The 23,848-nt window shown below is 72.6% G+C and carries 20 protein-coding genes, 1 rRNA gene and 1 pseudogene; 13 read left to right on the plus strand and 9 right to left on the minus strand.

All coding sequences use genetic code 11. The annotated features are described in order from the left end of the window. A 5S ribosomal RNA gene (gene rrf / locus ACFYST_RS29445) occupies nucleotides 1–87 on the plus strand; the annotation flags it as partial. Nucleotides 88–189: 102 nt separating this feature from the next. Here rrf and ACFYST_RS29450 read toward each other — a convergent pair. The 6 genes from ACFYST_RS29450 to ACFYST_RS29475 form a co-directional block, all read right to left on the minus strand. After that, a complete protein-coding gene (locus ACFYST_RS29450) occupies nucleotides 190–1,440 on the minus strand; it encodes a hypothetical protein (protein ID WP_387866857.1) in 1,251 nt (416 codons plus the stop codon). Between the two features lie 30 nt (nucleotides 1,441–1,470). Then, complete coding sequence (locus tag ACFYST_RS29455; protein WP_387647643.1) at nucleotides 1,471–2,784, minus strand: DUF58 domain-containing protein; 1,314 nt, start codon at nucleotides 2,782–2,784, stop codon at nucleotides 1,471–1,473. 76 nt (nucleotides 2,785–2,860) lie between these two features. Then, nucleotides 2,861–3,847 carry an AAA family ATPase gene (locus ACFYST_RS29460; RefSeq protein ID WP_387866730.1) on the minus strand — a complete coding sequence of 329 codons (987 nt, stop codon included), beginning with the start codon at nucleotides 3,845–3,847 and terminating at the stop codon, nucleotides 2,861–2,863. Beyond that, nucleotides 3,844–5,082 carry a DUF4350 domain-containing protein gene (locus ACFYST_RS29465; protein ID WP_387866731.1) on the minus strand — a complete coding sequence of 413 codons (1,239 nt, stop codon included), beginning with the start codon at nucleotides 5,080–5,082 and terminating at the stop codon, nucleotides 3,844–3,846. Before ACFYST_RS29465 ends, ACFYST_RS29460 begins: the two co-directional genes overlap by 4 nt. Next, complete coding sequence (locus tag ACFYST_RS29470; protein ID WP_387866734.1) at nucleotides 5,079–5,750, minus strand: DUF4129 domain-containing protein; 672 nt, start codon at nucleotides 5,748–5,750, stop codon at nucleotides 5,079–5,081. Before ACFYST_RS29470 ends, ACFYST_RS29465 begins: the two co-directional genes overlap by 4 nt. A gap of 5 nt (nucleotides 5,751–5,755) precedes the next feature. Continuing rightward, complete coding sequence (locus ACFYST_RS29475) at nucleotides 5,756–6,859, minus strand: glycerophosphoryl diester phosphodiesterase membrane domain-containing protein (RefSeq protein WP_387866735.1); 1,104 nt, start codon at nucleotides 6,857–6,859, stop codon at nucleotides 5,756–5,758. Between the two features lie 227 nt (nucleotides 6,860–7,086). Between ACFYST_RS29475 and mtrA the strand changes: the two genes are divergently transcribed. From mtrA to ACFYST_RS29490, 3 genes are read left to right on the plus strand one after another with little or no spacing between them, the layout of a single operon-like run. After that, nucleotides 7,087–7,764: an MtrAB system response regulator MtrA gene (gene mtrA, locus ACFYST_RS29480; protein WP_030459579.1), complete on the plus strand. Its 678-nt coding sequence runs from the start codon at nucleotides 7,087–7,089 to the stop codon at nucleotides 7,762–7,764. A 2-nt stretch (nucleotides 7,765–7,766) separates the two neighbouring features. Then, nucleotides 7,767–9,875 carry an MtrAB system histidine kinase MtrB gene (gene mtrB / locus ACFYST_RS29485; RefSeq protein ID WP_387647630.1) on the plus strand — a complete coding sequence of 703 codons (2,109 nt, stop codon included), beginning with the start codon at nucleotides 7,767–7,769 and terminating at the stop codon, nucleotides 9,873–9,875. After that, entirely contained in the window at nucleotides 9,850–11,727 is a 1,878-nt protein-coding gene (locus ACFYST_RS29490; protein ID WP_387866738.1) for an LpqB family beta-propeller domain-containing protein, read from the plus strand. Before mtrB ends, ACFYST_RS29490 begins: the two co-directional genes overlap by 26 nt. On the opposite strand, the gene ACFYST_RS29495 is transcribed toward ACFYST_RS29490, so the two are convergent. Beyond that, nucleotides 11,711–12,499, minus strand: coding sequence for a ComF family protein (locus ACFYST_RS29495; protein WP_387866739.1), 789 nt, complete (start codon nucleotides 12,497–12,499; stop codon nucleotides 11,711–11,713). The two genes, ACFYST_RS29490 and ACFYST_RS29495, sit on opposite strands and share 17 nt — an antisense overlap. Before the next feature lie 371 nt (nucleotides 12,500–12,870). Here ACFYST_RS29495 and hpf point away from each other — a divergent pair, with 371 nt between their 5' ends. Both hpf and ACFYST_RS29505 read left to right on the plus strand, forming a co-directional pair. Then, nucleotides 12,871–13,563, plus strand: coding sequence for a ribosome hibernation-promoting factor, HPF/YfiA family (gene hpf, locus ACFYST_RS29500; protein WP_387647621.1), 693 nt, complete (start codon nucleotides 12,871–12,873; stop codon nucleotides 13,561–13,563). A gap of 225 nt (nucleotides 13,564–13,788) precedes the next feature. Next, a pseudogene (locus tag ACFYST_RS29505) lies at nucleotides 13,789–14,457 on the plus strand (response regulator); the annotation flags it as partial. A gap of 18 nt (nucleotides 14,458–14,475) precedes the next feature. On the opposite strand, the gene ACFYST_RS29510 reads toward ACFYST_RS29505, so the two are convergent. After that, nucleotides 14,476–15,666 carry a winged helix-turn-helix domain-containing protein gene (locus tag ACFYST_RS29510; RefSeq protein ID WP_387866742.1) on the minus strand — a complete coding sequence of 397 codons (1,191 nt, stop codon included), beginning with the start codon at nucleotides 15,664–15,666 and terminating at the stop codon, nucleotides 14,476–14,478. A 219-nt stretch (nucleotides 15,667–15,885) separates the two neighbouring features. Between ACFYST_RS29510 and secA the strand changes: the two genes are divergently transcribed. Further along, nucleotides 15,886–18,663: a preprotein translocase subunit SecA gene (gene secA, locus ACFYST_RS29515; RefSeq protein WP_387647617.1), complete on the plus strand. Its 2,778-nt coding sequence runs from the start codon at nucleotides 15,886–15,888 to the stop codon at nucleotides 18,661–18,663. Nucleotides 18,664–18,755: 92 nt separating this feature from the next. Here the strand turns inward: secA and ACFYST_RS29520 are convergent, their stop codons facing one another. After that, nucleotides 18,756–19,268 (minus strand): Rv3235 family protein, encoded by a 513-nt coding sequence (locus ACFYST_RS29520; RefSeq protein ID WP_387647614.1) that lies wholly within the window; start codon nucleotides 19,266–19,268, stop codon nucleotides 18,756–18,758. Nucleotides 19,269–19,582: 314 nt separating this feature from the next. Here ACFYST_RS29520 and ACFYST_RS29525 point away from each other — a divergent pair, with 314 nt between their 5' ends. The 6 genes from ACFYST_RS29525 (at nucleotide 19,583) to ACFYST_RS29550 (ending at nucleotide 23,815) form a co-directional block, all read left to right on the plus strand. Further along, nucleotides 19,583–20,092, plus strand: a complete 510-nt coding sequence (locus ACFYST_RS29525; RefSeq protein ID WP_387866744.1) for a DUF6912 family protein — start codon at nucleotides 19,583–19,585, stop codon at nucleotides 20,090–20,092. A 181-nt stretch (nucleotides 20,093–20,273) separates the two neighbouring features. Next, nucleotides 20,274–21,461: an MFS transporter gene (locus ACFYST_RS29530; RefSeq protein ID WP_387866746.1), complete on the plus strand. Its 1,188-nt coding sequence runs from the start codon at nucleotides 20,274–20,276 to the stop codon at nucleotides 21,459–21,461. A 32-nt stretch (nucleotides 21,462–21,493) separates the two neighbouring features. Beyond that, complete coding sequence (locus tag ACFYST_RS29535) at nucleotides 21,494–21,919, plus strand: heme-binding protein (protein ID WP_387866748.1); 426 nt, start codon at nucleotides 21,494–21,496, stop codon at nucleotides 21,917–21,919. Beyond that, a complete protein-coding gene (locus ACFYST_RS29540; protein WP_387647603.1) occupies nucleotides 21,916–22,263 on the plus strand; it encodes a nuclear transport factor 2 family protein in 348 nt (115 codons plus the stop codon). Before ACFYST_RS29535 ends, ACFYST_RS29540 begins: the two co-directional genes overlap by 4 nt. Before the next feature lie 5 nt (nucleotides 22,264–22,268). Further along, a complete protein-coding gene (locus ACFYST_RS29545; protein WP_387866751.1) occupies nucleotides 22,269–23,096 on the plus strand; it encodes an aldo/keto reductase in 828 nt (275 codons plus the stop codon). Nucleotides 23,097–23,158: 62 nt separating this feature from the next. Beyond that, complete coding sequence (locus ACFYST_RS29550; RefSeq protein WP_387866755.1) at nucleotides 23,159–23,815, plus strand: HAD family hydrolase; 657 nt, start codon at nucleotides 23,159–23,161, stop codon at nucleotides 23,813–23,815. The last annotated feature ends 33 nt before the right edge of the window (nucleotides 23,816–23,848 follow it).

Here is a 23,848-nt window from a genome sequence, read left to right on the forward strand (position 1 = left end):
GGTTACATTCCGAACCCGGAAGCTAAGCCTCACAGCGCCGATGGTACTGCAGGGGGGACCCTGTGGGAGAGTAGGACGCCGCCGAACAATTCTTCTGGAAAGGGCTCCAGCCTTATGGCTGGGGCCCTTTCTGCATTTCTGGAGCCGGTGCCGAACGCCAGCGGGCCCGGGGCCCGCCGGCCGGCGGGCTCAGAGCTTCTTGGCTTCTCCGTCGTCGTTTCCGCGGCGGCGGAGCACTCGTCCGGCGATTCCGTTGGACAGTTTGCCCGTCACCGACTTGGCACGGTCGAAGGTCTCCGCCCCGAGGCGCTTGGCGGCGTCGACACCCTCGGCGCCGCTTTCGAGCATCCGGTCCTTCGCGTCGGTGGCCGCGTCCACCCAGCGCCTGGCGTCCAAGGACTGGCGGTCGCGTTCGATCCCGAGCCGGCCGCGGAAGTCGATGACGGTGGTGGCGACCTGGTTGCCCGAGTTCACCACGGCGGGGGAAGTCGTGGGGTGCAGCAGGACCTTGGTGTTGGCGGTGCTGACGGCCGCGTCGATGCGGGCCATGAGCCGTTCGGTGCACCGGGAGATGAGTTCCACGCGGTTCTGCCGGGCGGTTCGGATCGCGAGGCGGTGCAGGTCCAGTTCGTCCGGCGAGGTGTCGAGCACGCGGTCGAGTTCCAGTACGGCTATTGCGTCGTGCAACTGGAAGCAGCGCGCCAGCACAGCGAGCCACTCCCGGACGGTGGTCTCGGCGTCCCTGGACACCTTGGCGAGGTCGCCGATCTTGGTCTTCTGTTCCAACTTCTCGGCGAGTGCGTCGAGTTGACGGAGGGCGTAGGCCTGGGTGCGGGCGATCGTGACCGAGGTGAGTGACACCTTCGACCAGGTGACCTCGGAGACCCGGCCGACCTGGTCCCGGACGGTCAGGCCCTCCTCGATGACGAAGCCGGCTCCGATCATGTCCGCCAGCACCGCGTCCTTCTGGGCGCGGAGCACGTCGTCGACCTTCTCGTCGATTGCGGCGAGGTAGTCGGTGATCTCGTCCATGGTCTGCTGCATGGCGAGTTGCGCCATGAGTCCTGCGGCACCTGCGAGCATCGCGGGGTTGGACAGCATCGAGCCGGGCGTCCGCACCAGTTCGAGGATTCCCTTGATCCTGCCGTTCTCGGTCAGCACGGCCCGGCTGGTGTTCGCGGTCGAGCCCTTCATCAGCCCGTGCTTGCTGAGCGCCTGGGCGGATTCCTTGGTCAGTTTCACCCAGCGGCCCGAGTTGGCGGCGATCTCCGAGCCTGTCTGTGCGGCACCGGCGGTGGCGCTGAAGGCCGAGCCGAGCCGGGACAGTCCGAGGTCGCGGGACGGCAGGCCTTCGGAGACCAGGAACCGTTCGACGGCGGTCGGGTCGCCGATGACCGCCAGGCCGTCGCCGTCGCTGATCAGCTGCAGGTTGGTGTCGATCGTCGGCTCCGAATATGTGGCCGGGGCGGGTCAGAGGCGGCCGGCGGCCTTGAGGCTGAGGTAGGTGTCGGCGAGGGCGGGGGCGATGGACTCGGGTGGGGAGTCGAGGACGGTGATGCCGCGGCGGGTGAGGAGGTCTGCGGTGCGGCGGCGGTCGGCGCGGGTCTGTTCGGCGGCGGCGGCGCCGTAGACGTCGCGGACGGTGACCCGGGGGGTGTTGACCAGCTCGTCGAGGCGGGGGTCGGCGACGGAGGCGATGACGACCTCGTGGCGCTTGGTGAGGAGGGGGAGCTGGGGGAGCAGGCCGTCCTCGATCTGGTGGGCGTCGAGGCCGGTGAGCAGGACGATCAGCGAGCGGTGGGGGGCCATCCGGAGCGCGGTGGAGACCATGGCGCGCAGGTCGGTCTCGATCAGGGCGGGTTCCAGGAGGGCCATCGCGTCGGTGAAGGCGGGGAGGATCTCGGAGGGGGAGCGCCCGGCGACGGCGGTGCGGCGGTGGCGGTCGTGGGCGAGCAGGTCGACCCGGTCGCCGGCCTTGGTGGCGAGGGCGGTGAGCAGCAGCGCGGCGTCGAGGGCGGAGTCCAGGCGGGGGGCGTCGCCGACGCGGCCCGCGGAGGTGCGGCCGGTGTCGAGGACGATGAGGACGTGCCGGTCGCGTTCGGGGCGCCAGGTGCGGACGGCGACGACGCTGCGGCGGGCGCTGGCCCGCCAGTCGATGGAGCGGACGTCGTCACCGGGGAGGTACTCGCGCAGGGAGTCGAACTCGGTGCCCTGACCGCGGGTCAGGACCGAGGTGCGGCCGTCGAGTTCGCGCAGCCGGGCGAGGCGGGACGGGAGGTGCTTGCGGCTGGCGAACGGCGGCAGGGCGCGGACCCGCCAGGGCGCGTCGAGGGTGGCCTGGCGGCCGGCCAGGCCGAGCGGGCCGAGTGAGCGAATGGTCACTCGGCCGCTGTGGTGGTCGCCGCGCCGGGTGGGGGCGAGCCGGGTGGTGAGGCGGCGGCGTTCTCCGGCGGGGATGGTGACGGAGTGCCGGGAGGCGGTGAGGGAGGTGCCGGGGGCCCAGGCGGAGGGGTACCAGGCGTCGCGGATCCGGGCGCGCAGCGGGCGGCGGGACGGGTTGGCGACGAGCAGGTCGACATCCACGGCTTCGCCGAGGCGGACGCTGGGGTCGCCGGAGCGTTCCAGGGTGAGGCGGCGGACGGGGGCGGCGAGCACCAGGTCGGCGACGATCGCGGCGAGCAGCGGCAGCATGACCACGCCGATGCCGGTCCAGGAGGGGAGCACGAGGCCGACCAGGAGGACGCCGAGGGCGGCGATCAGGGCCGTGCGGCCGGTCAGGGCCATGGGGTGCGGGGCTCGCTTTCTGGAGCAGTGGACGCGGAGGGGGAGAGGCGGGTGGCGCTCTCCCCCCGGGCAGCGGCTAGCGCGGTGCGGGCGTCTGGGAGAGGACGGCCTGGATGACGCTGTCGGCGGTGGTGCCTTCCATCTCTGCCTCGGGGCGGAGCTGGATGCGGTGCCGGAGGGTGGGCAGGGCGAGGGCCTTGACGTCGTCGGGGGTGACGTAGTCGCGGCCGGCCAGCCAGGCCCAGGCGCGGGAGGTGTTGAGCAGGGCGGTGGCGCCGCGGGGGGAGACGCCCATGGCGAGCGAGGGCGACTGCCGGGTGGCGCGGACCAGGTCGACGATGTACGCGAGGATCTCGGGGGAGACCGTCAGGGCGCCGATCTCGGCGCGGGCGGCGGCCAGGTCGGCGGCGTCGGCGACGGGGCGGACGCCGGCGGAGGCGAGGTCGCGCGGGTCGAAGCCGGTGGCGTGCTTGGTGAGGACCTGGAACTCCTGCTCGCGGGTCGGCAGCGGGAGGATCAGCTTGAGCAGGAAGCGGTCGAGCTGGGCCTCGGGCAGCGGGTAGGTGCCCTCGTACTCGACGGGGTTCTGGGTGGCGGCGACCAGGAAGGGATCGGGGAGCTTGCGGGGCTCGCCGTCGACGGTGACCTGCTTCTCCTCCATCGCCTCCAGCAGCGCGGCCTGGGTCTTCGGCGGCGTGCGGTTGATCTCGTCGGCGAGCAGCAGGTTGGTGAAGACCGGGCCGGGCTGGAAGGAGAACTCGGCGGTGCGGGTGTCGTAGACCAGGGAGCCGGTGACGTCGCCGGGCATCAGGTCGGGGGTGAACTGGATGCGCTTGGTCTCGACGTCGAGGGCGGTGGCGAGGGTGCGGACCAGCAGGGTCTTGGCGACGCCGGGGACGCCTTCGAGCAGGACGTGGCCGCCGCAGAGCAGGGCGACGACCAGGCCGGTGACGGCGGCGTCCTGGCCGACCACGGCCTTGGCGATCTCGTCACGCAGGCCGGTGAGGGCGGTGCGGGCGTCGCGGGTCTGGCCGGGGTCGGTCTTGTAGAGCTGGTCGGTCACGGCTGTCGTACCTGCCATTCCATGTCGTCGAGGTCGTCGGCGAGCCGCAGCAGGGCGGCGTCGTCGGAGGGGGCCGGGCCGTACAGCAGTTGCTGGAGGTCGGCGGCGGGGCGTCCGAGCCGGGCGGCGGCGGCCTCGGTGAGGGTGGCCTGGTCGGGGTCCCCGGAGGTGTGCGGGAGGCCGAGGGCGGCGGCGGTCCGGCGGCGGGCGGCGCGGCGCAGGGTTTCGGCGGCGTGGCCGCGGGCGTTCGCGCGGTGGTAGAGCCGGGCGCGGCCCTCGGCGGTCTCGGAGGCGCGGACCACGGCGGGCAGCCGTTCGCTGAGCACCGGTCCGAGCCGGCGGGCGCGCCAGACGACGGCGAGCAGGGCGGCGAGGAGGAGCTGCAGGGAGCCCCAGTACCAGCCGTCCGGGATGAGGTCGCCGAGGGTCTTGTTGTGGCGGGCGGCCGCGTTGGCCGTGCTGTGGTCGACGGTCTGCCAGACCAGCTGGTGGTGGGCGCCGAACAGGCCGAGGGCGAGTGCGGCGTTGCCTTCGCGGTCGAGGCGTTCGTTGGTGAACGGCCGGGCGCTGCCGACCACGATCACCTGCTGGGTGCCGGTGGTGCGGCTGATCAGGGAGTTGCGGCCGTTGCCGTGCGGGTAGCAGCCGACGTCGTGGGCGCCGGGTTCGTAGCTCTCGCCGCCGATCTGGACGGCGCCGGCGTTGGCGGCCTCGGGCAGCGCGCAGGCGGGTTCGATGGCGGTGGTGCTGTCGGTGGCGGAGTAGTAGGTGGCGATGCCGGGGACGAAGGCCTTCAGGGCGGGCTGGTCGGGGTAGATCAGCACCAGTCGGCTGTTGGCGCCGCGGTGGACGGCGGCGAGCCGGGTGAGTTGCTGGGCGGTCAGTTCGTCGGGGTGGCCGAGGACGACGGTGGTGTCGTCGGCGCGCAGGGCGGCGCCGAGTTCGCTCTCGGTGGCGGCGGTGCGGCTGGAGACGCCGCGCTGCTGGAGCAGCTGGTCGGCGGCGCGGATGCCGCCGGGGGCGCCGGAGCGGGGGTCGAGCGGCCAGTCGGAGCCGTTGTTGGGGATGCCGGCGACCATGGCGCCGACCAGCAGCACGGCGAGGGTGGCGAGCAGCCACCAGCGCCAGCGCCGCCACAGGGTGCGCAGGGTGGTGCGGGGCGTGTCGGCCGGCGCGGCGGCGGTGGGCTGCTCGGCGGGGTCGGCGGTGGCGGGCGGGGGTGCGGTGGTGGTCATGCGGTTCCTCCGCCGGCCGCCACGGGCGTGGGGCGGGTGCGTTCGAGGGCGCGGTCGAGGTCGGCGAGGAGCCGGTAGGACGCTTCGTCGGCGGTTCGTTCGCCGAACGCGATGTCGTCGAACAGCCGTGCGGCGGAGGCGAGTTCGCGGGCCCGTTCGGGCAGGGCGCGACCGGCTTCGGCGGCCGCCTCGACGGCGGTGCGGCCGGGGCGCGGGTCGAGGACGGTGCGTTCCTCCAGGCCGCGGACCAGGGCGCGCATCTGTTCGCGGACGGCGTCGGCCCAGGCACCGCGTTCGGCGTGGGCGGCGGCGTCGGCCCGGTGCTGGGCGGCACTGCGCGGACCGTCGGCGGCGAACAGCGTGCCGACGGAACGGGCGTCGCGGCGGGGCGCGCCGTAGCGTCGCCAGGCCACCACGGCGATGACCACGGCGAGGACGATCACCACCACCAGGGCGGCGCCGTCGCCGCCGCCGAGCGGAACGCCGGTGGCGGTCAGGTGGTCGAGCTGGCGCTGGACCCACGCCACGAAGCGGTCGACCAGTCCGGGTTCGTGCTGGTGGTAGATGGCTTTGCGGAGTTCCTCGTGCGCGGCGTCGCGGGCGGCGTCGCGCGGCACAGTGACCGGAACGCTGTCCGCGAGCAGCGACCCTCCCCCCCGGAGTCCCATGGCGATCAGGCTCCCGGCGGGGGGTACTGGCCCGGGACGGGCGCGGTGGTGGGGGGCGGGTAGTGGCCGGGCAGGCCGGCGGCGCGGGCGAGTTCGATGTCGAGCGCCTCGCGGCGGATCCGCTGGTCGACGTAGAGCAGGCCGAGCAGGCAGCCGGTGAGCGGGATCGTGAGTGTCTTGGCGAGGACGCCGAAGACCGCCGTGACGCCGATGCTGAGCGCGGCCTCCGTGTCGGTGGCGTAGAGCTCGCCGGGGCCGCCGCCGATGGCCAGGGAGATCAGCTGGCCGGGAACGAGGAGTACCGCGCCGAGCAGGCCGACGGCGATCTGGAACACCACCAGGGCGCCGAAGATCCGCCACCAGGAGCCGCGGACCAGGTGCCAGGAGCGCTTGAGGGCGCCGACGACGCCCTGCTTCTCCAGGACCAGCGCGGGGGCGGCGAAGGTGAGCTTGACCGCGATCCACAGCATGGGCAGCAGGGCGGGCGGGACGAGCACCAGCAGGGCGGGCTCGGCGGTGAAGCCGGTCAGCAGCAGCACCGGGACGAGCGGCACGGCGAGCGCGCCGAGCATGATCAGGGTGTGCAGCAGGGCCAGGCCGGTCAGCCGGCCGAGGTGCGGCCGGGCCTGCGCCCAGGCGTCCTTGGGCGGGGTGTCACGGCCGAGCAGGCTGTTCCCGATGACGGGGGTGAGCAGTCCGGTGGCGATCACGCCGGCGAGCATTTCCAGCGGCAGCGTGTAGTAGGTGGAGAACGTCGCCTCCAGGCTGGTGCCGGAGACGTGGATCCACCAGGAGACGCCGGCCTGGACGAGTTCGAGGACGCAGGCGAGGAGCAGGCTGAGTCCGAAGGCGGTCTTCCAGTACCTGCGGACGAGGGCGAACGCGCCGTCCATCAGTTCGCCGAAGCCGAGCGGACGCAGCGGGATGATGCCGGGCGTCGGGCCGGGCGGCACGGCCGGTCCGGGCGTCGGGCCGGGATGCGGGCCGGGCGGGGGCGGTGCGGCTGCGGCGGTGGCCTGCGGGGCCGGGGGAACCGAGTGGCCGGTTTCGGACGGGCCGGGCGCGGGCTCGGGAGAACCGGGTGAGGTCCAACCCGGGGTCTCGGACAATCGACGCTCCTCGTCGGGGCACCCTGGCGCGGGTGCATCGGGGTGCCCATCGTGCCATGGTGCGCACGCGCACCCCAGAGGTATCCCGTTGCTGATCCGCAACGGTGCGGGCAAGGCCGTCGAGCCGATACCTTTGCGATGGTATGACTGCTTCGGCCGACGGCCGGGGGGCCGGCAACGGAACAGCTGTGCGTCAGGTCACATTCGGGTGATGAGAAGATGGAGCCATGAAGGGACGTGTCCTCGTCGTCGATGACGACACCGCACTGGCCGAGATGCTCGGCATTGTGCTGCGTGGTGAGGGTTTTGAGCCGTTTTTCGTCGCGGACGGGGACAAGGCGCTGGCCGCCTTCCGGGAGACCAAGCCGGACCTCGTGCTGCTCGACCTGATGCTGCCCGGACGGGACGGCATCGACGTATGCCGGCAGATCCGGGCGGAGTCGGGCATCCCGATCGTCATGCTCACCGCGAAGACCGACACGGTCGACATCGTGGTGGGCCTGGAGTCCGGTGCCGACGACTACGTCACGAAGCCGTTCAAGCCCAAGGAACTGGTCGCCCGGGTCCGGGCCCGCCTGCGCCGGGCCGAGGAGCCCACGCCGGAGCAGCTGACCATCGGCGATCTGGTGATCGACGTCGCCGGGCACTCGGTGAAGCGCGAGGGCCGCGGCATCCCGCTGACCCCGCTGGAGTTCGACCTGCTGGTCGCGCTGGCCCGCAAGCCCTGGCAGGTGTTCACCCGCGAGGTGCTGCTGGAGCAGGTCTGGGGCTACCGGCACGCTGCCGACACCCGGCTGGTGAACGTGCACGTGCAGCGCCTGCGCTCCAAGATCGAGAAGGATCCTGAGCGCCCGGAGATCGTGGTCACCGTCCGCGGTGTCGGCTACAAGGCCGGGCCCAGCTGAGGATGAGCGAAGAGCAGGCCGCCTCCTCCCCGTCGGACGAGTTCGCCGGCGGGGAGGCTGCTGTGCGCGGCGACGTGCTGAGTTCCACCACCGGCCGGCCGCGCCGGCGCCGGTGGTGGGCGGCGCTGTTCGCGCCGGTGATCCGGCAGTTCCGGCACCCGGTGGGCCGGGTGCTGGCGCTGTACCGCCGCTCGATCCAGCTGCGGGTGGTCGCGGCGACGCTGCTGCTGTCCTTCGTGGTGGTGCTGGTGCTCGGCGTGGTGGTGGTCGCCCAGGTGCGCACCGGCCTGCTGGAGGCCAAGCAGAAGGCCGCGCACGGGCAGGCCATCGGCGGCTTCCAGATCGAGCAGGACAAGATCAACGAGGCGATCAACCTGCAGGCCAAGGCCGGTGCGACCGCCGACCCGACCCGCGACCAGATCAACGCCTGGCTGACCAAGCAGGTCTCCGACCTGGCGTCCGGCGGCGCCGGCGTCTACTCGGTGATCGCGATCGGGCCCGGCGGCCAGGAGGACAGCGCCGCCAGCGCCGGCCTGCGCGGCAGCGCCCGCTACTCGGGCTCGATCCTGCCCGACTCGATCACCTTCGACATGCGCGCCAAGGTCGCCGCCGAGCCGTCCGTCCCGCACGAGCAGCCGGTCAAGCTGCTTCGCTCGCCGGACAGCCAGGCCAAGCCCGACGACAACAAGGGCCTGGCGATCGGCAAGCAGTTCAGCGGTCCGGACGGCAACCCGTACCAGCTGTACTACGTCTTCTCCTTCTACCAGGAGACCAGCACCCTGAACCTGGTGATGGGGACCCTGGCCACCGCCGGGCTGTTCCTGGTCATCCTGCTCGGCTGCATCGCCTGGCTGGTGGTCCGCCAGGTCGTCACCCCGGTGCGGATGGCCGCCGGAATCTCCGAGCGGCTGGCCGCCGGGCACTTCGACGAGCGGATGAAGGTCACCGGCACCGACGACATCGCCCGGCTCGGCGACTCGTTCAACCGGATGGCCAACGGCCTGCAGGCGCAGATCCGCAAGCTGGAAGAGCTCTCCCGGGTGCAGCGGCGGTTCGTCTCCGACGTCTCGCACGAGCTGCGCACCCCGCTGACCACGGTGCGGATGGCCGCCGACCTGATCTACGACAGCCGCGAGGACCTGGACCCGATGGCGGCCCGCTCCGCCGAGCTGCTCCAGGACCAGCTGGACCGCTTCGAGTCGCTGCTCGCCGACCTGCTGGAGATCAGCCGCTTCGACGCCGGCGCGGCCATCCTGGACGCCGAACCCGTCGACCTGCGCGACATCGTGACCCGCGTCGTGGAGGCCGCCGACCCGCTGGCCCAGGCCAAGGGCAGCGCGGTGCTGATCCGCGGCGGCGAGACCCCGGTGATCGCCGAGGTGGACAGCCGCCGGATCGAGCGCATCCTGCGCAACCTGGTGGTCAACGCGCTGGAGCACGGCGAGGGCCGGGACGTGGTGATCCGGCTCGGCGCGGGGGACGGCGCGGTCGCCGTGGGCGTGCGCGACTACGGCATCGGCCTGAAGCCCGGCGAGGCCTCCCGGGTGTTCCACCGGTTCTGGCGGGCCGACCCGTCCCGGGTGCGCACCACCGGCGGCACCGGCCTCGGCCTGTCCATCGCGGTCGAGGACGCCCACCTGCACGGCGGCTGGCTGCAGGCCTGGGGCGAGCCCGGTGGCGGCTCGCACTTCCGGCTGACCCTGCCGCGCACCCGCGGCGGCGAGATCTCCCGTGCGCCGTTCCGGCTGGAACCGGAGGACTCCCGGCACAACCGCGGCATGTCCTCGGTCGGCGCGCCCTACCGGCGCGCGGTGCGCGGTGGCGGCGAGCCCGCCGCCGTCCCGGAGACCCCGGACACCGGCGAGCGGCACACGTTCGGCTCCGGCCTCGGCGGGGTGCTCAGCATCGGCCCGGGCCTGGGCCGGCCGAGCGCCGCCCCGGTCGCCGACCCGTCGGACGTTCGCGCCGCAGCCGCCGGATACGGGGCCACCGGCGCACAGGTCGTGGTGGACCGCAGCGGCCGCCCGACGCAGCCGGCCCCGTCCGCACCGGACGGCGCCGACACCGATCAGGAGGGGACCACCGGTGCACAGGGACGACAGGACGGCTGAGCGACGGGCGCTTGCCTGGGGCGGGGTCGCACTGCTGGCGGCCGCCGCCACCGGCTGCGTCTCGATGCCCTCCGGCGGCCCGCCGCAGCGCCTGGAGGTGCCGCAGGGCGCCGCCGACGGCGTCCAGGTGCACGTCTACCCGGTCGCCCCGCACAAGGACGAGAGCCCCAGCGACCTGCTGGCCGGCTTCCTCGACTCCTCCAACGCCGACCAGGCCAACTACGACACCGCCAAGCAGTACCTGACCGCGGACGCCGCCAAGCGCTGGCGCCCCGACGCGCAGGTCGTGGTGCTGGCCGAACCCCCCGGGCGGAGCCATTCCGTCCCGGGCCCGGACGCGACCACCATGCCGATCAAAGTCACCGGCACGCGGGTCGCCGAACTCGACGGCCGGCACACCTACCAGCCGCCCCGCTCTCCCGAGTACAAGGAGACCTTCACCTTCGTGAAGGTCGCCGAGGGGCCCGACGCCGGCCAGTGGCGGATCAACGACCTGCCCGACGGCCTGATCGTCGACCTGACCAACTTCAAGAACACCTACAAGCCGGTCCACCGGTACTTCTTCGCCACTCCCGACCCGTCCATCGACCCCGCCCAGCGGAGCGCGGTGCTGGTGCCCGACCCGATCTACCTGCGCCGCCGAATAGACCCGCTCACCGAGGCCGTCCGAGCCACCGCCGAAGGGCCCTCGCAGGGGCTCGCCCCGGTGGTCACCGCCCCGCTCGAAGGCGTCAAGGTGCTCAGCGCCACCGTCGGCGACAACCGGATCGCCTCGGTCAAGGTGGACGGCGTCGAGCTCGGGAAGTACCAGGACGGCTGCAAGCAGCTGGCCAAGCAGTTCTTCCAGACCCTGGCCGACCAGCAGGGCAAGCTCGACCGGCTCGACCTGTCCTCGCCCAAGGGCGGCTGCTCGGTCGGCAGCGCCGAGGCCGCGGCGGTCGCGCCGGGCTTCCTGGCCGGTGGCGAGAACGGCATGCAGGCGTACATCCAGCTGGCCAACGGCCGGCTGACCCGTTACAGCCAGTCCGGCGGGGACGCCGCCCAGACCGCCGGGCCGCTCCCTTCGGTCGCCGGGGTGCTCGGCCAGCCCGCGCAGGGCAACCAGCCGAAGCCGGGCGAGCTCGCCGTCCGCCGGGACGGCGGCGCCGTCGCGGTGATCGACAAGGACGGCCGCAACCTGTACCAGGTCGATCTGGCCAAGTCCGGCAAGTACGGCGAACCGATCGTCTCCAGCCGCGCCCAGCAGGGCCTGGCCTCGCCCAGCTGGGACGGCCAGGGGAGCCTGTGGCTGGTCGACCGTGACCCGGCCGCGTCCCGGGTGCTGATGGTGCGCGAGCACGTCGTCGTCCCGGTGACGGTGGAGGGGCTGGACAAGCGCTCCGTGCAGGCGCTGCGGATCTCCTCCGACGGCACCCGGGTCGCGCTGCTGCTGCGGGGCTCCGACGGAAAGACCACGCTGTGGCTCGGCCTGGTGACGCACGGCGGCACCCCCGCCACCCCCACCGCCCGGATCACCGGGCTGCGCCAGCTCGCCCCGCAGCTCACCGAGGTCGCCGCCGTCTCCTGGAGCGACACCGACCAGCTGGTGGTGCTCGGCAAGGAGGCCGACCGGCTGCAGCAGCTGCACTTCCTGGGCACCGACGGCTCGCAGTCCACCGACTCCCCGCTGCAGGGCGGCGAGTCGATGACGGCGCTGTCCGCCACCGAGGCCCGGGTGCAGGCCGACCAGGCCGGCCCGGCGGTGCTCGCCGCGTCCGGCAACGGCGTGTACCGGCTGAAGGACAACCAGTGGCACGCGGTGACCAGCACGGACACGAAAGACACGCCCGTGGCGTTCATCTACCCGGGCTGAGACCGGCCTCCCCGGCTTCCCCGGCCGGCGCGCCGCGGCGGCCGGGCCCGGGGCCGCGCCTGGCCGCCGCTGCCACGGTGGCCGCCGCCCGCGGCGGGCAGCCTGCCGCGCGCAGCGCCCGGGCCGCCTCGGCGAGGCTCGCGCCGGTGGTGACCAGGTCGTCCACCAGCACCAGCCGGTGCCCCGTCAGCCGGCCGGCCAGTCGGGCCGGGACGGTCAGTGCCCCGTGCAGATTGCGGTGCCGCTCGGCCGCGCCCAGGCCCGTCTGGTCGGCGACCGGCCGGGACTGCCGCAGCACCGGGGCGACCAGCGTGGCCACCCCGCCCCGGCGCAGTTCGCGGGCGGCGGCGCGGGCCAGCCGCAGCATCGGGTCGTGGCCGCGGGCCCGGGTGGCGGCGCGCGCGGAGGGCATCGGCACCAGCAGCAGCGGGGCGGCGCCCGCGCCGGTGGCGGAGCGGACGGCGGCGGCCAGCGCGCAGCCGAGCGGGGCGGCCAGCCGCAGCGCGCCGCGTTCCTTGTGGGCGAGCAGCAGTTGGCGCACCGGCCCGGCGTAGGGGGCGGCGGCGTGCACCGGCGGTAGGCCGGGTGGTGGGCGCATTGGCCCGGCCGGCCCGGCGCCGGTGCCGTCGAGCAGGGCCCGGCAGGGCGGGCAGAGCGCGGTGCGGCCGTCGCCGCAGCCGGCGCAGCGGGCGGGGATCAGCAGGTCGAGCAGGGCGGCGAGGACCGGTGCGGGGCCGGATCCGGGCCGGTGGGCGGTGCTGCGGCTCGTCACGGAAACCCCTCCGGAACCCTCGCCGGGCGGCGACTTCAGCCATACGGTGGGCGGTGTCAGGCGTGTTGTCCAGCCGTTTACCCCTGTTTCACCCGTAGGAGGGTAAACAGGGGGGAACAGCCGGGCCGTCGACCGCTCGTCGGTACGTTCGTTCGACTGGGGAGGCGAGATTCCCCCGTGAGGTGTTGCATAAGGGCTCCAGGGGTTTCGAACGCTCCTGGTGGGGAGGAAGTGAGGTAAGGGGCCGGCGGTTCTCGCGGGTCTCCCGGGCAGTGTTCCGGGGGCGGGCGGTGGCCGGCCGGTCCGGCTGGGTCTCACGCCGGTCCGGGACGCACTCCGGGCCGGTCAGTACCAAGGGATCGGAGTTCTGCGTGGACATCGTCGTCAAGGGCCGCAAGACCGAGGTGCCCCAGAGGTTCCGCGAGCACGTGGCCGAGAAGCTGGAGAAGGTCCAGAAGTTCGACGCCAAGGCGATCAGCCTGGACGTCGAGGTGTCCAAGGAGCACAACCCGCGGCAGGCCGACCGTTCCGACCGGGTGGAAATCACCCTCCGCAGCCGGGGCCCGGTGATCCGGGCCGAGGCGTCCGCCAACGACCCGTGGGCCGCGCTCGACCTGGCCTCGGCGAAGTTGGAGGCGCAGCTGCGCAAGTCCGCCGACCGCCGCCGGGTGCAGAAGGGCGGCACCAACGGGCGCGGCCCGCTGAGCGTCGCCGCCGCCACCGCCGTGCTGGCCGAACCGCCCTCGACGGAGGCCGCCGAGGGCGTGAACGGCACGATCCGCAAGACGCTGGCGGGCAGCCTCGAGGTGGAGGGGGACGGGCCGCTGGTGGTCCGCGAGAAGACCCACTCGGCCGCGCCGATGTCGCTGGACCAGGCGCTGTACGCGATGGAGCTGGTGGGCCACGATTTCTACCTGTTCCAGGAGAAGGACAGCGGGCTGCCGAGCGTGGTCTACCGCCGGCACGGCTACCACTACGGCGTGATCCACCTGAAGGAGGACCAGGCCGCGGCGGCCGACTTCGCCGGGGCCGGGGGCGCGATCAACGGCCCCGACGAGGAGTGAGTGGCGGCCGCGTCCGCCGAATGACAGAAGTGGTGACCCCGGTGGCCGTGAACGGCCGCCGGGGTCACCGGCGTTCGGGGAGTCACCCAGCCGGGCGGTTCGGCGGCACAGGGTGATCTCAGGTCGTCCGGGGCGTGGAATGATGAGCGCGTCACGTGACCGGAGGCGGGGGAGGACCGGATGGGGGAGAGCCTGGGCGCGGAGGACGCCGGCTACCCGCCGCGACGCGCGGAGCCGATCCGGGTGCTGGTGGTGGACGATCACGCGCTGTTCCGCCGCGGCCTGGAGATCGTGCTCGCCGAGGAGGAGGACATCCGGGTCATCGGCGAGGCGGGGGACGGCGCGGAGGCCGTGCTGAAGGCCGCCGACCTGCTGCCCGACATCATCCTGATGGACGTCCGGATGCCCCGGCGCAGCGGCATCGAGGCGTGCACCGCGATCAAGGACGTGGTGCCCAGCGCCAAGATCATCATGCTGACGATCAGCGACGAGGAGGCCGACCTCTACGAGGCGATCAAGGCGGGGGCGACCGGCTACCTGCTGAAGGAGATCTCCACCGACGAGGTGGCCACCGCGATCCGCGCGGTGGCCGACGGCCAGTCGCAGATCAGCCCGTCGATGGCGGCCAAGCTGCTGACCGAGTTCAAGTCGATGATCCAGCGCCGCTCCGACGACCGGGAGCTGGTGCCCGCGCCCCGGCTGACCGACCGGGAGCTGGAGGTGCTCAAGCTGGTGGCCACCGGAATGAACAACCGGGAGATCGCCAAGGAGCTGTTCATCAGCGAGAACACCGTGAAGAACCACGTGCGCAACATCCTGGAGAAGCTGCAGCTGCACTCCAGGATGGAGGCCGTGGTGTACGCGATGCGTGAAAAGATCCTCGAAATAGGCTGAGTGAACGCCGATGGCCCGTCAGGCCAGCAGCTTCTCCAGCTCCGGCCGCAGCGCCTCGTCGTCCAGCCGCTCCACCCGGACGTCCGAGCAGCCCACCCACTCGGCGGCCTCGCGCAGCGCCTCGGCGAGGGCGGGTACCGAGCGGGGGCCGTCCAGCGAGACCTGGCGGGCCACCAGGGTGGCGCCCTCGCGGGCCGGGTCGACCCGGCCGACCAGCCGGCCGCCGGCCAGCAGCGGCATCGCGAAGTAGCCGTGCACCCGCTTGTGCTTGGGGGTGTACGCCTCCAGGCGGTGGGCCATGCCGAAGATCCGCTCGGTGCGGGGCCGGTCCCAGATCAGCGAGTCGAACGGGGAGAGCAGGGTGGTGCGGTGCCGGCCGCGCCCCGCGGCGGAGCCGCTCGTCGACCCAGCGGTCTCCAGCGCCGCCGGGTCGGCCCAGGCCGGGGCGGACCAGCCCTCCACCGCGACCGGGACCAGGCCGGAGGCGGGCAGTGCCGCGTCCAGCTGGGCGCCCTTGAGGCGGTGGTAGTCCATCAGGTCGGCGCGGGTGGCCACTCCGAGCGCGGCGCCGGCCTGTGCGACCAGGCGCTCCAGGCACTCGGCGTCCGTCAGGTCCTGCTCGAACAAATCGCCGGGGACCGCCCGTTCGGCAAGGTCGTAGACCCGCTTCCAGCCGCGCCGCTCGGTGACCACCACGTCGCCGAAGGCCAGTGCGCGCTCCACCGCGATCTTGGTGTCGGACCAGTCCCACCACTCGGCGGTCTTCTTCGCCCCGCCGAGGCCGGTCGAGGTCAGCGGGCCCTCGACGCGCAGCTGGGCGAGCACCTGCGCGTACACCTCCTCGGAGACCTGGTGGCCCCAGACCCGGCCCTTGATCCGGTTGGCGCGGCGGCGGAAGGCGAACAGCGGCCACTCCTCGATCGGCAGGATGCAGGCGGCGTGCGACCAGTACTCGAAGGTCGTTCCGCGCCCCCAGTACGCCTGCTCGACCGGGCGACGGCCGACGGCGCCGAGCCGGGCGTACGGCACCAGTTCGTGCGAGCGGGCGAGCACCGAGATGGTGTCCAGCTGGACGGCGCCGAGCAGGCGCAGCACGCCGCGGGCGCCCGCGCGGCGGTCGGGGGAACCGAGCAGTCCCTGGGCGCGCAGCGCGAGCCGGCGGGCGTGGTCGGCGGAGATCCGGACGGTCGGGGCAGGGGTCGCGGCCATGGGGCGAGGCTAGGGGAGGGCACTGACAGTGCGGCCACGCCCGAGCGCTTTGACCGTTTGTACCCTGCTTCGGGCGATGTGCGCCCAGGGGTGACACAGGAATAGCGTGCTGACGGACCTCCCGGGCGCTCGGGCTCCTCGCATACGATGGCCCGTACGGTGGGGTGGACTCCCCACCGGCAGTCATCCAGAGCCGAATGAGGCAAGGAGCCCGCTCACGTGTCCGTCTTCGACAAGATCCTGCGCGCAGGCGAGGGCAAGATCCTCCGCAAGCTGCAGCGGATTGCCGCCCAGGTCAACTCGATCGAAGAGGACTTCGTCAACCTCACCGACGACGAGCTGCGCGCACTGACCGACGAGTACAAGGCCCGGCTCGCCGACGGGGAGAGCTTGGACGACATCCTCCCCGAGGCCTTCGCGACCGTTCGCGAGGCCGCCAAGCGAGTGCTCGGACAGCGCCACTACGACGTGCAGATCATGGGCGGCGCCGCGCTGCACCACGGTCACGTCGCCGAGATGCGCACCGGCGAGGGCAAGACCCTCGTCGGCACGCTGCCCGCGTACCTGAACGCCCTCACCGGCAAGGGCGTGCACCTGATCACCGTCAACGACTACCTCGCCGAGCGCGACTCGGAGTGGATGGGCCGGGTGCACCGCTTCCTCGGCCTCGAGGTGGGCGTGATCCTGGCGAACATGACGCCGGCCGAGCGCAAGCGCCAGTACGGGATGGACATCACGTACGGCACGAACAACGAGTTCGGCTTCGACTACCTGCGCGACAACATGGCGTGGTCGCAGGACGAACTGGTGCAGCGCGGCCACAACTTCGCGATCGTCGACGAGGTCGACTCGATCCTGATCGACGAGGCCCGTACCCCGCTGATCATCTCCGGTCCGGCGGACCAGGCCACCAAGTGGTACAGCGACTTCGCCAAGCTGGTGCAGCGCCTGAAGATCGAGCGCGACTACGAGGTCGACGAGAAGAAGCGCACCGTCGGCATCCTCGAGGACGGTGTCAGCCGGGTCGAGGACTACCTGGGCATCGACAACCTCTACGAGTCGGTGAACACCCCGCTGGTCGGCTTCCTGAACAACGCCATCAAGGCGAAGGAGCTGTACAAGCGGGACAAGGACTACGTCGTGATCAACGGCGAGGTCATGATCGTCGACGAGCACACCGGCCGCATCCTGGCCGGCCGCCGCTACAACGAGGGCATGCACCAGGCGATCGAGGCCAAGGAAGGCGTCGAGGTCCAGAACGAGAACCAGACGCTGGCCACCATCACCCTGCAGAACTTCTTCCGCCTGTACGACAAGCTGTCCGGCATGACCGGTACCGGCACCACCGAGGCGGCCGAGTTCCACCAGATCTACAAGCTCGGTGTGGTCCCGATCCCGACCAACAAGACCCCGCTGCGGATCGACCAGCCGGACCTGATCTACAAGTCCGAGCCGGCCAAGTTCGCCGCCGTGGTCCAGGACATCGCCGAGCGCCACGAGAAGGGCCAGCCCGTGCTGGTCGGCACCGTGTCGGTGGAGAAGTCCGAGTACCTGTCGCAGGAGCTGCGCAAGCGCGGCATCCCGCACGAGGTGCTGAACGCCAAGCACCACGAGCGCGAGGCGCAGATCGTCGCGCAGGCCGGCCGCAAGGGCGCCGTCACCGTCGCCACCAACATGGCCGGCCGCGGCACCGACATCATGCTCGGTGGCAACCCCGAGCACCTGGCCGCCGCCGAGCTGGCGCAGCGCGGTATCACTCCTGAGGACACCCCGGAGGAGTACGAGGGCGCGATGCCGGCCGCGATGGAGAAGGCCAAGCTCGCGGTCAAGGCGGAGCAGGTGGAGGTGCAGGAGATCGGTGGCCTGTACGTCCTGGGCACCGAGCGCCACGAGTCCCGCCGGATCGACAACCAGCTGCGCGGCCGCTCCGGCCGTCAGGGCGACCCGGGCGAGTCCCGGTTCTACCTGTCGCTGGGCGACGACCTGATGCGCCTGTTCAAGGCCGGCATGGTCGAGCGCGTGCTCTCCATGGCGAACGTCCCCGAGGACGTGCCGATCGAGTCGAAGATGGTCACCCGCGCCATCGCCTCCGCGCAGACCCAGGTCGAGCAGCAGAACTTCGAGATCCGCAAGAACGTCCTCAAGTACGACGAGGTCCTCAACCGCCAGCGCGAGGTCATCTACGGCGAGCGCCGCCGCGTCCTGGAGGGCGAGGACCTGCAGGAGCAGGTCGGCCACTTCATGGACGACACCGTCGCCGCGTACGTCAACGCCGCCACCGGCGAGGGCTTCGAGGACGACTGGGACCTCGACAAGCTGTGGACGGCCCTCAAGCAGCTCTACCCGCTCGAGCTGGACCTCGACGAGCTGGAGGAGGACGCCGCGGAGAACGGCGGCCTCACCCCGGAGTACCTCACCAAGGTCATCCAGGAGGACATCGCCGCCGCCTACGGCAAGCGCGAGGACCAGCTCGGCGACCAGATCATGCGCGAGCTGGAGCGCCGGGTCGTGCTGTCGGTGCTGGACCGCCGCTGGCGCGAGCACCTCTACGAGATGGACTACCTGCAGGAGGGCATCGCGCTGCGCGCCTACGCCCAGCGTGACCCGCTGGTCGAGTACCAGCGCGAGGGCTTCGACCTGTTCTCCGCGATGATGGAGGGCATCAAGGAGGAGTCCGTCGGCTACCTGTTCAACCTGGAGGTCCAGGTCGAGCAGCAGGTCGAGGAGGTGCCGGTGCCGGACGACGAGCAGGTGCTGCTCGAGAAGCTGGAGAAGGACGCCACCGTCCCCGCCGCCCGCCCGGAGATCCGCGCCAAGGGCCTGGAGGCCCCCGAGCGCAAGAAGCTGCACTACACCGCCCCGTCCGACGAGGTCGGCGGCGGCGTGGTCGAGGGCGACTTCGACGAGGACGGCCTGGTGCCCGACGGTGACGGCCTGACCCGGGCCGAGCGCCGCAAGGCGGCCAAGGCCGCGAAGGGCCGGCGTCGCAAGAGCTGACCGGCAGCACGCGTCCGACGGGGCGTCACCTCCTTTCCGGGGGTGGCGCCCCGCGGCGTTTCCCCGGGTGCTCAGACGCACTCGGCAGGTGTTCAGCGGGCCTCGACGGCGGTGCACTGCCACTGGCCGGTGCGGGTGTGCAGTTCCAGCCGGAACGCCAGCATGTGGTGCCGGGGTCCGAGTTCGATCCGGACGCAGGCCTCCACCGCGCCCGGCGCGGGCGCCGAGTCGTGCACATGGCCCAGCCGCGGCTGCCAGGACCGCCCGCGCGGGCGGAGCGGGCCGCTGCGGGTGAGTGCCGCGAGCTGGTGGAAGCCCGGCAGCGTGGTGTGCCGCTGCAGCTGGTGCACCGGGCGCACCCCGCACAGCACCTCCACCAGGCGGCGGGCGAAGCGGGCCGCCAGCTCGCTGTGCCCCGTCCGGGTCGGTGCCGGGCTGCGCGGCCGGGCCGGGCGTCCGCCGTCGCAGGCCGCCCGCGGGCTGCGGACGGTCCGGACCGCGTCGCCGGCCGGGTGCGGGTGGCGGACCGGGCGGCGGGCGGAGTGCACCGGATGGACCAGCGGGCGGATGCGGGGGCCGGGCGTCCGGGTGAGCTGCTCGGTCATCGGGGCCTTCTCGGGCGTCGGGGCGTGGGGGCCGGTGAGTCGGGTGTGCCGGACCTTGTTATCGGGCCCGCAGGGGCAGGCCCAAGGCGGGTCGCGCGCCCGCGAGGCGGCCGGAAAATCCACTCGTGCGGGTGGTGTTCGCGGGGGCGGAAGGGGCCCGGCGGGCCCGGCCGGTCGCGGAGTTGACGCACGGTCGGCGGCCGGGCGGCACCAAGGGGGACACCGCCCCTCCCCTGACCGGCCCAGCGCGGAACCGGCGGCCGCGGGCTGCGTATTCTTGACCCGTCGCACTGTGACCGAGGAAGGTGCCCCCCATGCGCGTGTACGTGCCCACCACGTTGAACGACCTGACGGTGGCGCACCCCGAGGGGGTCCTGGAGCAGAGCGTCGCGTACGCGGTGACTCCGGCGCTTCGCGAGTGGTACGTCAGCGACGACATGGAGGAGCTGGAGTACGCGGCCCTCAACCGGGCGGCGCTGTCCTCGATCCGGCTGCTGGCCGCCGACCCGAAGGCGGCGCGGCGGCGCGTCGTGGTGGCCGTCGAGGTCGCCGACTCCGCGGTGTCGCCGTTCCCGGGCGACGAGTACCAGGACCAGGCCTCGCTGGGCCGGGTGGTGCTGGCCGGCCCGATCCGGCTGGCGAAGGCCGCCTCGGTGCACGCCGACGACGCGGACGCGGACGTGGAGGCCGACGTGGCCGCCGCGGCCGACGCGATCGCCGCCGCCGACCAGGGCGACCAGGACGCGCAGTTCACCGTGGACGGCGCGGAGGACCACGAGCTGCTCTGGTTCGCCACCCAGGAGATCCCCGGTCTGATCGGCTGATCTTTCGCTCCAGGACCCCGTCACGGCCACCCGGCCGGGGCGGGGTCCTCGCGTTTCCGCGCCCATTGCACCGACCGCCCCGTACAAGGCGTCTGCAATCATTGCGCTTGCAAGAAGATGCGTCTGCAATTATTGTCGGAGCACGTAAGGCGCATCCGCAATCGCATGGAGGTCGGCAGTCATGCCTCTCGCGCTCCTCGCCCTGGCCATCGGGGCGTTCGGCATCGGAACCACCGAGTTCGTGATCATGGGCCTGCTGCCCGAGGTCGCCTCGGACTTCGGGGTGACGATCCCCACCGCCGGCCTGCTGGTCACCGGCTACGCGATCGGCGTGGTCGTCGGCGCACCGCTGATGACCGTGCTCGGCACCCGGATCAGCCGCAAGCGGATGCTGATGCTGCTGATGGTCCTGTTCACCGTCGGGAACCTGTTCTCGGCCCTCGCGCCGAACTTCGGGGCGATGCTGGTCGGGCGGATCGTCGCCTCGCTCGCCCACGGCGCGTTCTTCGGCATCGGGTCGGTGGTCGCCGCCGAGCTCGTCGCGCCGGAGAAGAAGGCCGGGGCGATCGCCACCATGTTCACCGGGCTGACGGTCGCCAACATCGTCGGCGTGCCGCTCGGCACCTTCGTCGGCCAGAGCGTCGGCTGGCGGGCCACCTTCGCGGTCGTCGCCGCGCTCGGCGTGATCGGACTGCTCGGCATCGCCAAGCTGGTGCCGGACCTGCCCCGGCCCGAGGGCGCGCACCTGCGCCGGGAGCTGGCCGCGTTCCGCAACGTGCAGGTGGTGCTGGCGATGGCGATGACCGTCCTCGGCTTCGGCGGCGTGTTCGCCGCGATCACCTACATCGCGCCGATGATGACCGACGTCGCGGGTTTCTCGGCAGGCGCGGTGCCGTGGCTGCTGGTGCTGCTCGGCGTCGGCATGTTCCTCGGCAACCTGCTGGGCGGCCGGTTCGCCGACCGCCGGCTGATGCCGATGCTGTTCACCACCCTCGGCGGCCTGGCCCTCGCCCTCGCCCTGTTCACCGTCACCGCCCACAACGAGATCACCGCCGCGGTCACCCTGCTGGTGATCGGCGCCCTCGGCTTCGCCACCGTGCCGCCGCTCCAGAAGCGGGTCCTCGACCAGGCGCACGGCGCGCCGACGCTGGCCTCGGCCGTCAACATCGGAGCATTCAACCTGGGCAACGCGCTCGCCGCGTGGCTCGGCGGCGCCGTCATCTCGGCCGGATTCGGCGCGACCGCACCCAACTGGGTGGGCGCGGCGCTGGCCGGCTCCGCCCTGCTGCTGGCCTTCGTCTCGGCCGGCCTGGAGCGCCGCGAGGCGGCGGCCCCCGCGGCCGTCCCCGCTCCCGCGCTGAACCACTGATCCACCCTCACTCCCCGTACCGGAGAAGCACCATGAGCACCACCCTCACCACCACCCCGCTCACCACCACCGACGCCGAGACCCTGGTCGTCGCCGCCCGCGCCGCCGCCGAGGCGGCCGGGGTCGCGGTCAGCGTCACCGTCCTGGACGCGGGCGGGCACCTGCTGGCGTTCCGCCGCGACGACCGGGCCGTGCTGATCTCCGGCGAGACCAGCACCCGCAAGGCGTACACCGCGCTCCAGCTGAACGCGCCGACCGCCGACCTGGTCGACCTGGTCAAGCCGGACGGCCCGTTCCACTCGCTGCCGACCGCGCTGGACCGTCCCCTGCTGTTCATCGCCGGCGGCGTCCCGGTGCACCGCGACGGCCGGCTGATCGGCGCCCTCGGCGTCGGCGGCGGCGCCCCCGAGCAGGACCACGGGTTCGCCACGACCGCGCTGCGGGAGCTCGACCGGTGAGCGCCCGCACCCCGCAGGAGGTGTTCGCCGAGCACGGCCGGCGCCTCGCCACCGGCGACCTCGACCTGATCGCCCAGAGCTACACCGAGGACGCCGTGTTCCTGACGCCCGACGGCGTCCGCACCGGCCGCGGCGGCGTCAAGCAGGTCATCGGCCGGCTGCTCGCCGAACTCCCCGACGCCGAATGGCAGCTCACCCCGCTGTTCGCCGACGACCTGCTGTTCCTCCGCTGGAGCGCCGCCACCGCCACCCGGCAGGTGACCGACGGAGTCGACACCTTCGTCTTCCGGGACGGCCTGATCCGCGCCCAGACCCTGAACTACACCCTCACCGAAAAGGCTTGATCCGCATGACCGTCCCCACTGTCACCCTCAACAACGGCGTCGAGATGCCGCAGCTCGGCTTCGGCGTCTTCCAGGTCCCGGACGAGGAGACCACCGCCGCCGTCGCCACCGCGCTGGAGGCCGGCTACCGCAGCATCGACACCGCCGCGATCTACGGCAACGAGCGCGGCGTCGGCAAGGCGCTGGCCGCGTCCGGGCTGCCGCGCGAGGAGCTGTTCATCACCACCAAGCTGTGGAACGCCGACCAGGGCTACGACGCGACCCTGCGGGCCTTCGACGCCAGCCTCGACAAGCTCGGGCTGGAGACCGTCGACCTGTACCTGATCCACTGGCCCACCCCCGCCCGGGACCTCTACCTCGACTCCTGGCGGGCGATCGAGCGCCTCGCCGCCGACGGCCGGATCCGCGCCGCGGGCGTCTCCAACTTCCAGCCCGCGCACCTCACCCGGCTGATCGAGAACGGCGGCCTGGTGCCCGCCGTCAACCAGGTCGAACTGCACCCCGGCCTCCAGCAGGCCGAACTGCGGGCCTTCCACGCCGAGCACGGCATCGCCACCGAGGCCTGGAGCCCGCTCGCCCAGGGCGCCGTGCTGGGCGATCCGGCGATCACCGAGATCGCCGAGCGCACCGGCAAGTCCGCCGCCCAGGTGGTGCTGCGCTGGCACCTCCAGCTCGGCAACCTGGTCATCCCGAAGTCCGTCACCCCGGCCCGGATCCGGCAGAACCTCGACGTCTTCGACTTCACCCTGACCGACGAGGAAATGGCCGCGATCGCCGCCACCGACCGCGGCCTGCGCACCGGCCCGAACCCGGACGAGTTCAACGCTGCCTGATCCGGCCGGCCGGGCCCGGAATTCCGAACGGGATTCCGGGCCCCCGGCCGTACCCTTGGCGGGTGCGTACACACATAGTCTGGGACTGGAACGGCACCCTGCTGTCGGACATGCCGGCGGTGCTGGGGGCCAGCAACGCGGCGCTCTCGCTGGTCGGGATCGCGCCGATGTCGCTGGAGGAGTACCGGGCGCAGTACGAGATCCCGGTCCCGCGGTTCTACCACCGGCTGCTGGGGCGGATGCCGAGCCGGGACGAGTGGCTGGAGCTGGACGACGCGTTCCACGTCAAGTACCTGGAACTGTTCCCGAGCTGCGGGCTGACGCCGGGCGTGGAGGAGCTGCTGACGGGGTGGGCGGCGGGTGGGCGCAGCCAGTCGGTGCTGTCGATGTACGAGCACGAGAAGCTGGTGCCGGCGGTGGACGCGTTCGGCCTGACCAGGCACTTCGTGCGGGTGGACGGGCGGCGTGGGGATTCCGGCGGGCGCAAGGCGGAGGAACTGGCGGGGCACCTGGCGGCGCTGGGCGGGGAGATCGACCGGCAGCGCACCGTGCTGATCGGGGACGCGGCGGACGACGCGCACGCGGCGCTGTCGCAGGGCATCAAGTCGGTGCTGTGGACGGGCGGCTCGCACACCCGGGAGAAGCTGGTGCACGTCGGCGTGCCGGTGGTGGATTCGCTGGCGGAGGCCGTCGCGGTGGCCGAGGAGCTGTCGCGCTAGGCGTGTCACGGCACGTCAACGCAGGTACGCGCG

The sequence above is a fragment of the Kitasatospora sp. NPDC004614 genome (assembly GCF_042873675.1).
Lineage (GTDB): Bacteria > Actinomycetota > Actinomycetes > Streptomycetales > Streptomycetaceae > Kitasatospora.

Coding starts and splice junctions, on each gene's coding strand:
- ACFYST_RS29455 (WP_387647643.1), bottom strand. CDS start 2,784: ATGGCCCTGACCGGCCGCACGGCCCTGATCGCCGCCCTCGGCGTCCTC.
- ACFYST_RS29465 (WP_387866731.1), bottom strand. CDS start 5,082: ATGACCACCACCGCACCCCCGCCCGCCACCGCCGACCCCGCCGAGCAG.
- ACFYST_RS29470 (WP_387866734.1), bottom strand. CDS start 5,750: ATGGGACTCCGGGGGGGAGGGTCGCTGCTCGCGGACAGCGTTCCGGTC.
- mtrA (WP_030459579.1), top strand. CDS start 7,087: ATGAAGGGACGTGTCCTCGTCGTCGATGACGACACCGCACTGGCCGAG.
- mtrB (WP_387647630.1), top strand. CDS start 7,767: ATGAGCGAAGAGCAGGCCGCCTCCTCCCCGTCGGACGAGTTCGCCGGC.
- ACFYST_RS29510 (WP_387866742.1), bottom strand. CDS start 15,666: ATGGCCGCGACCCCTGCCCCGACCGTCCGGATCTCCGCCGACCACGCC.
- ACFYST_RS29520 (WP_387647614.1), bottom strand. CDS start 19,268: ATGACCGAGCAGCTCACCCGGACGCCCGGCCCCCGCATCCGCCCGCTG.
- ACFYST_RS29525 (WP_387866744.1), top strand. CDS start 19,583: ATGCGCGTGTACGTGCCCACCACGTTGAACGACCTGACGGTGGCGCAC.
- ACFYST_RS29530 (WP_387866746.1), top strand. CDS start 20,274: ATGCCTCTCGCGCTCCTCGCCCTGGCCATCGGGGCGTTCGGCATCGGA.
- ACFYST_RS29535 (WP_387866748.1), top strand. CDS start 21,494: ATGAGCACCACCCTCACCACCACCCCGCTCACCACCACCGACGCCGAG.
- ACFYST_RS29545 (WP_387866751.1), top strand. CDS start 22,269: ATGACCGTCCCCACTGTCACCCTCAACAACGGCGTCGAGATGCCGCAG.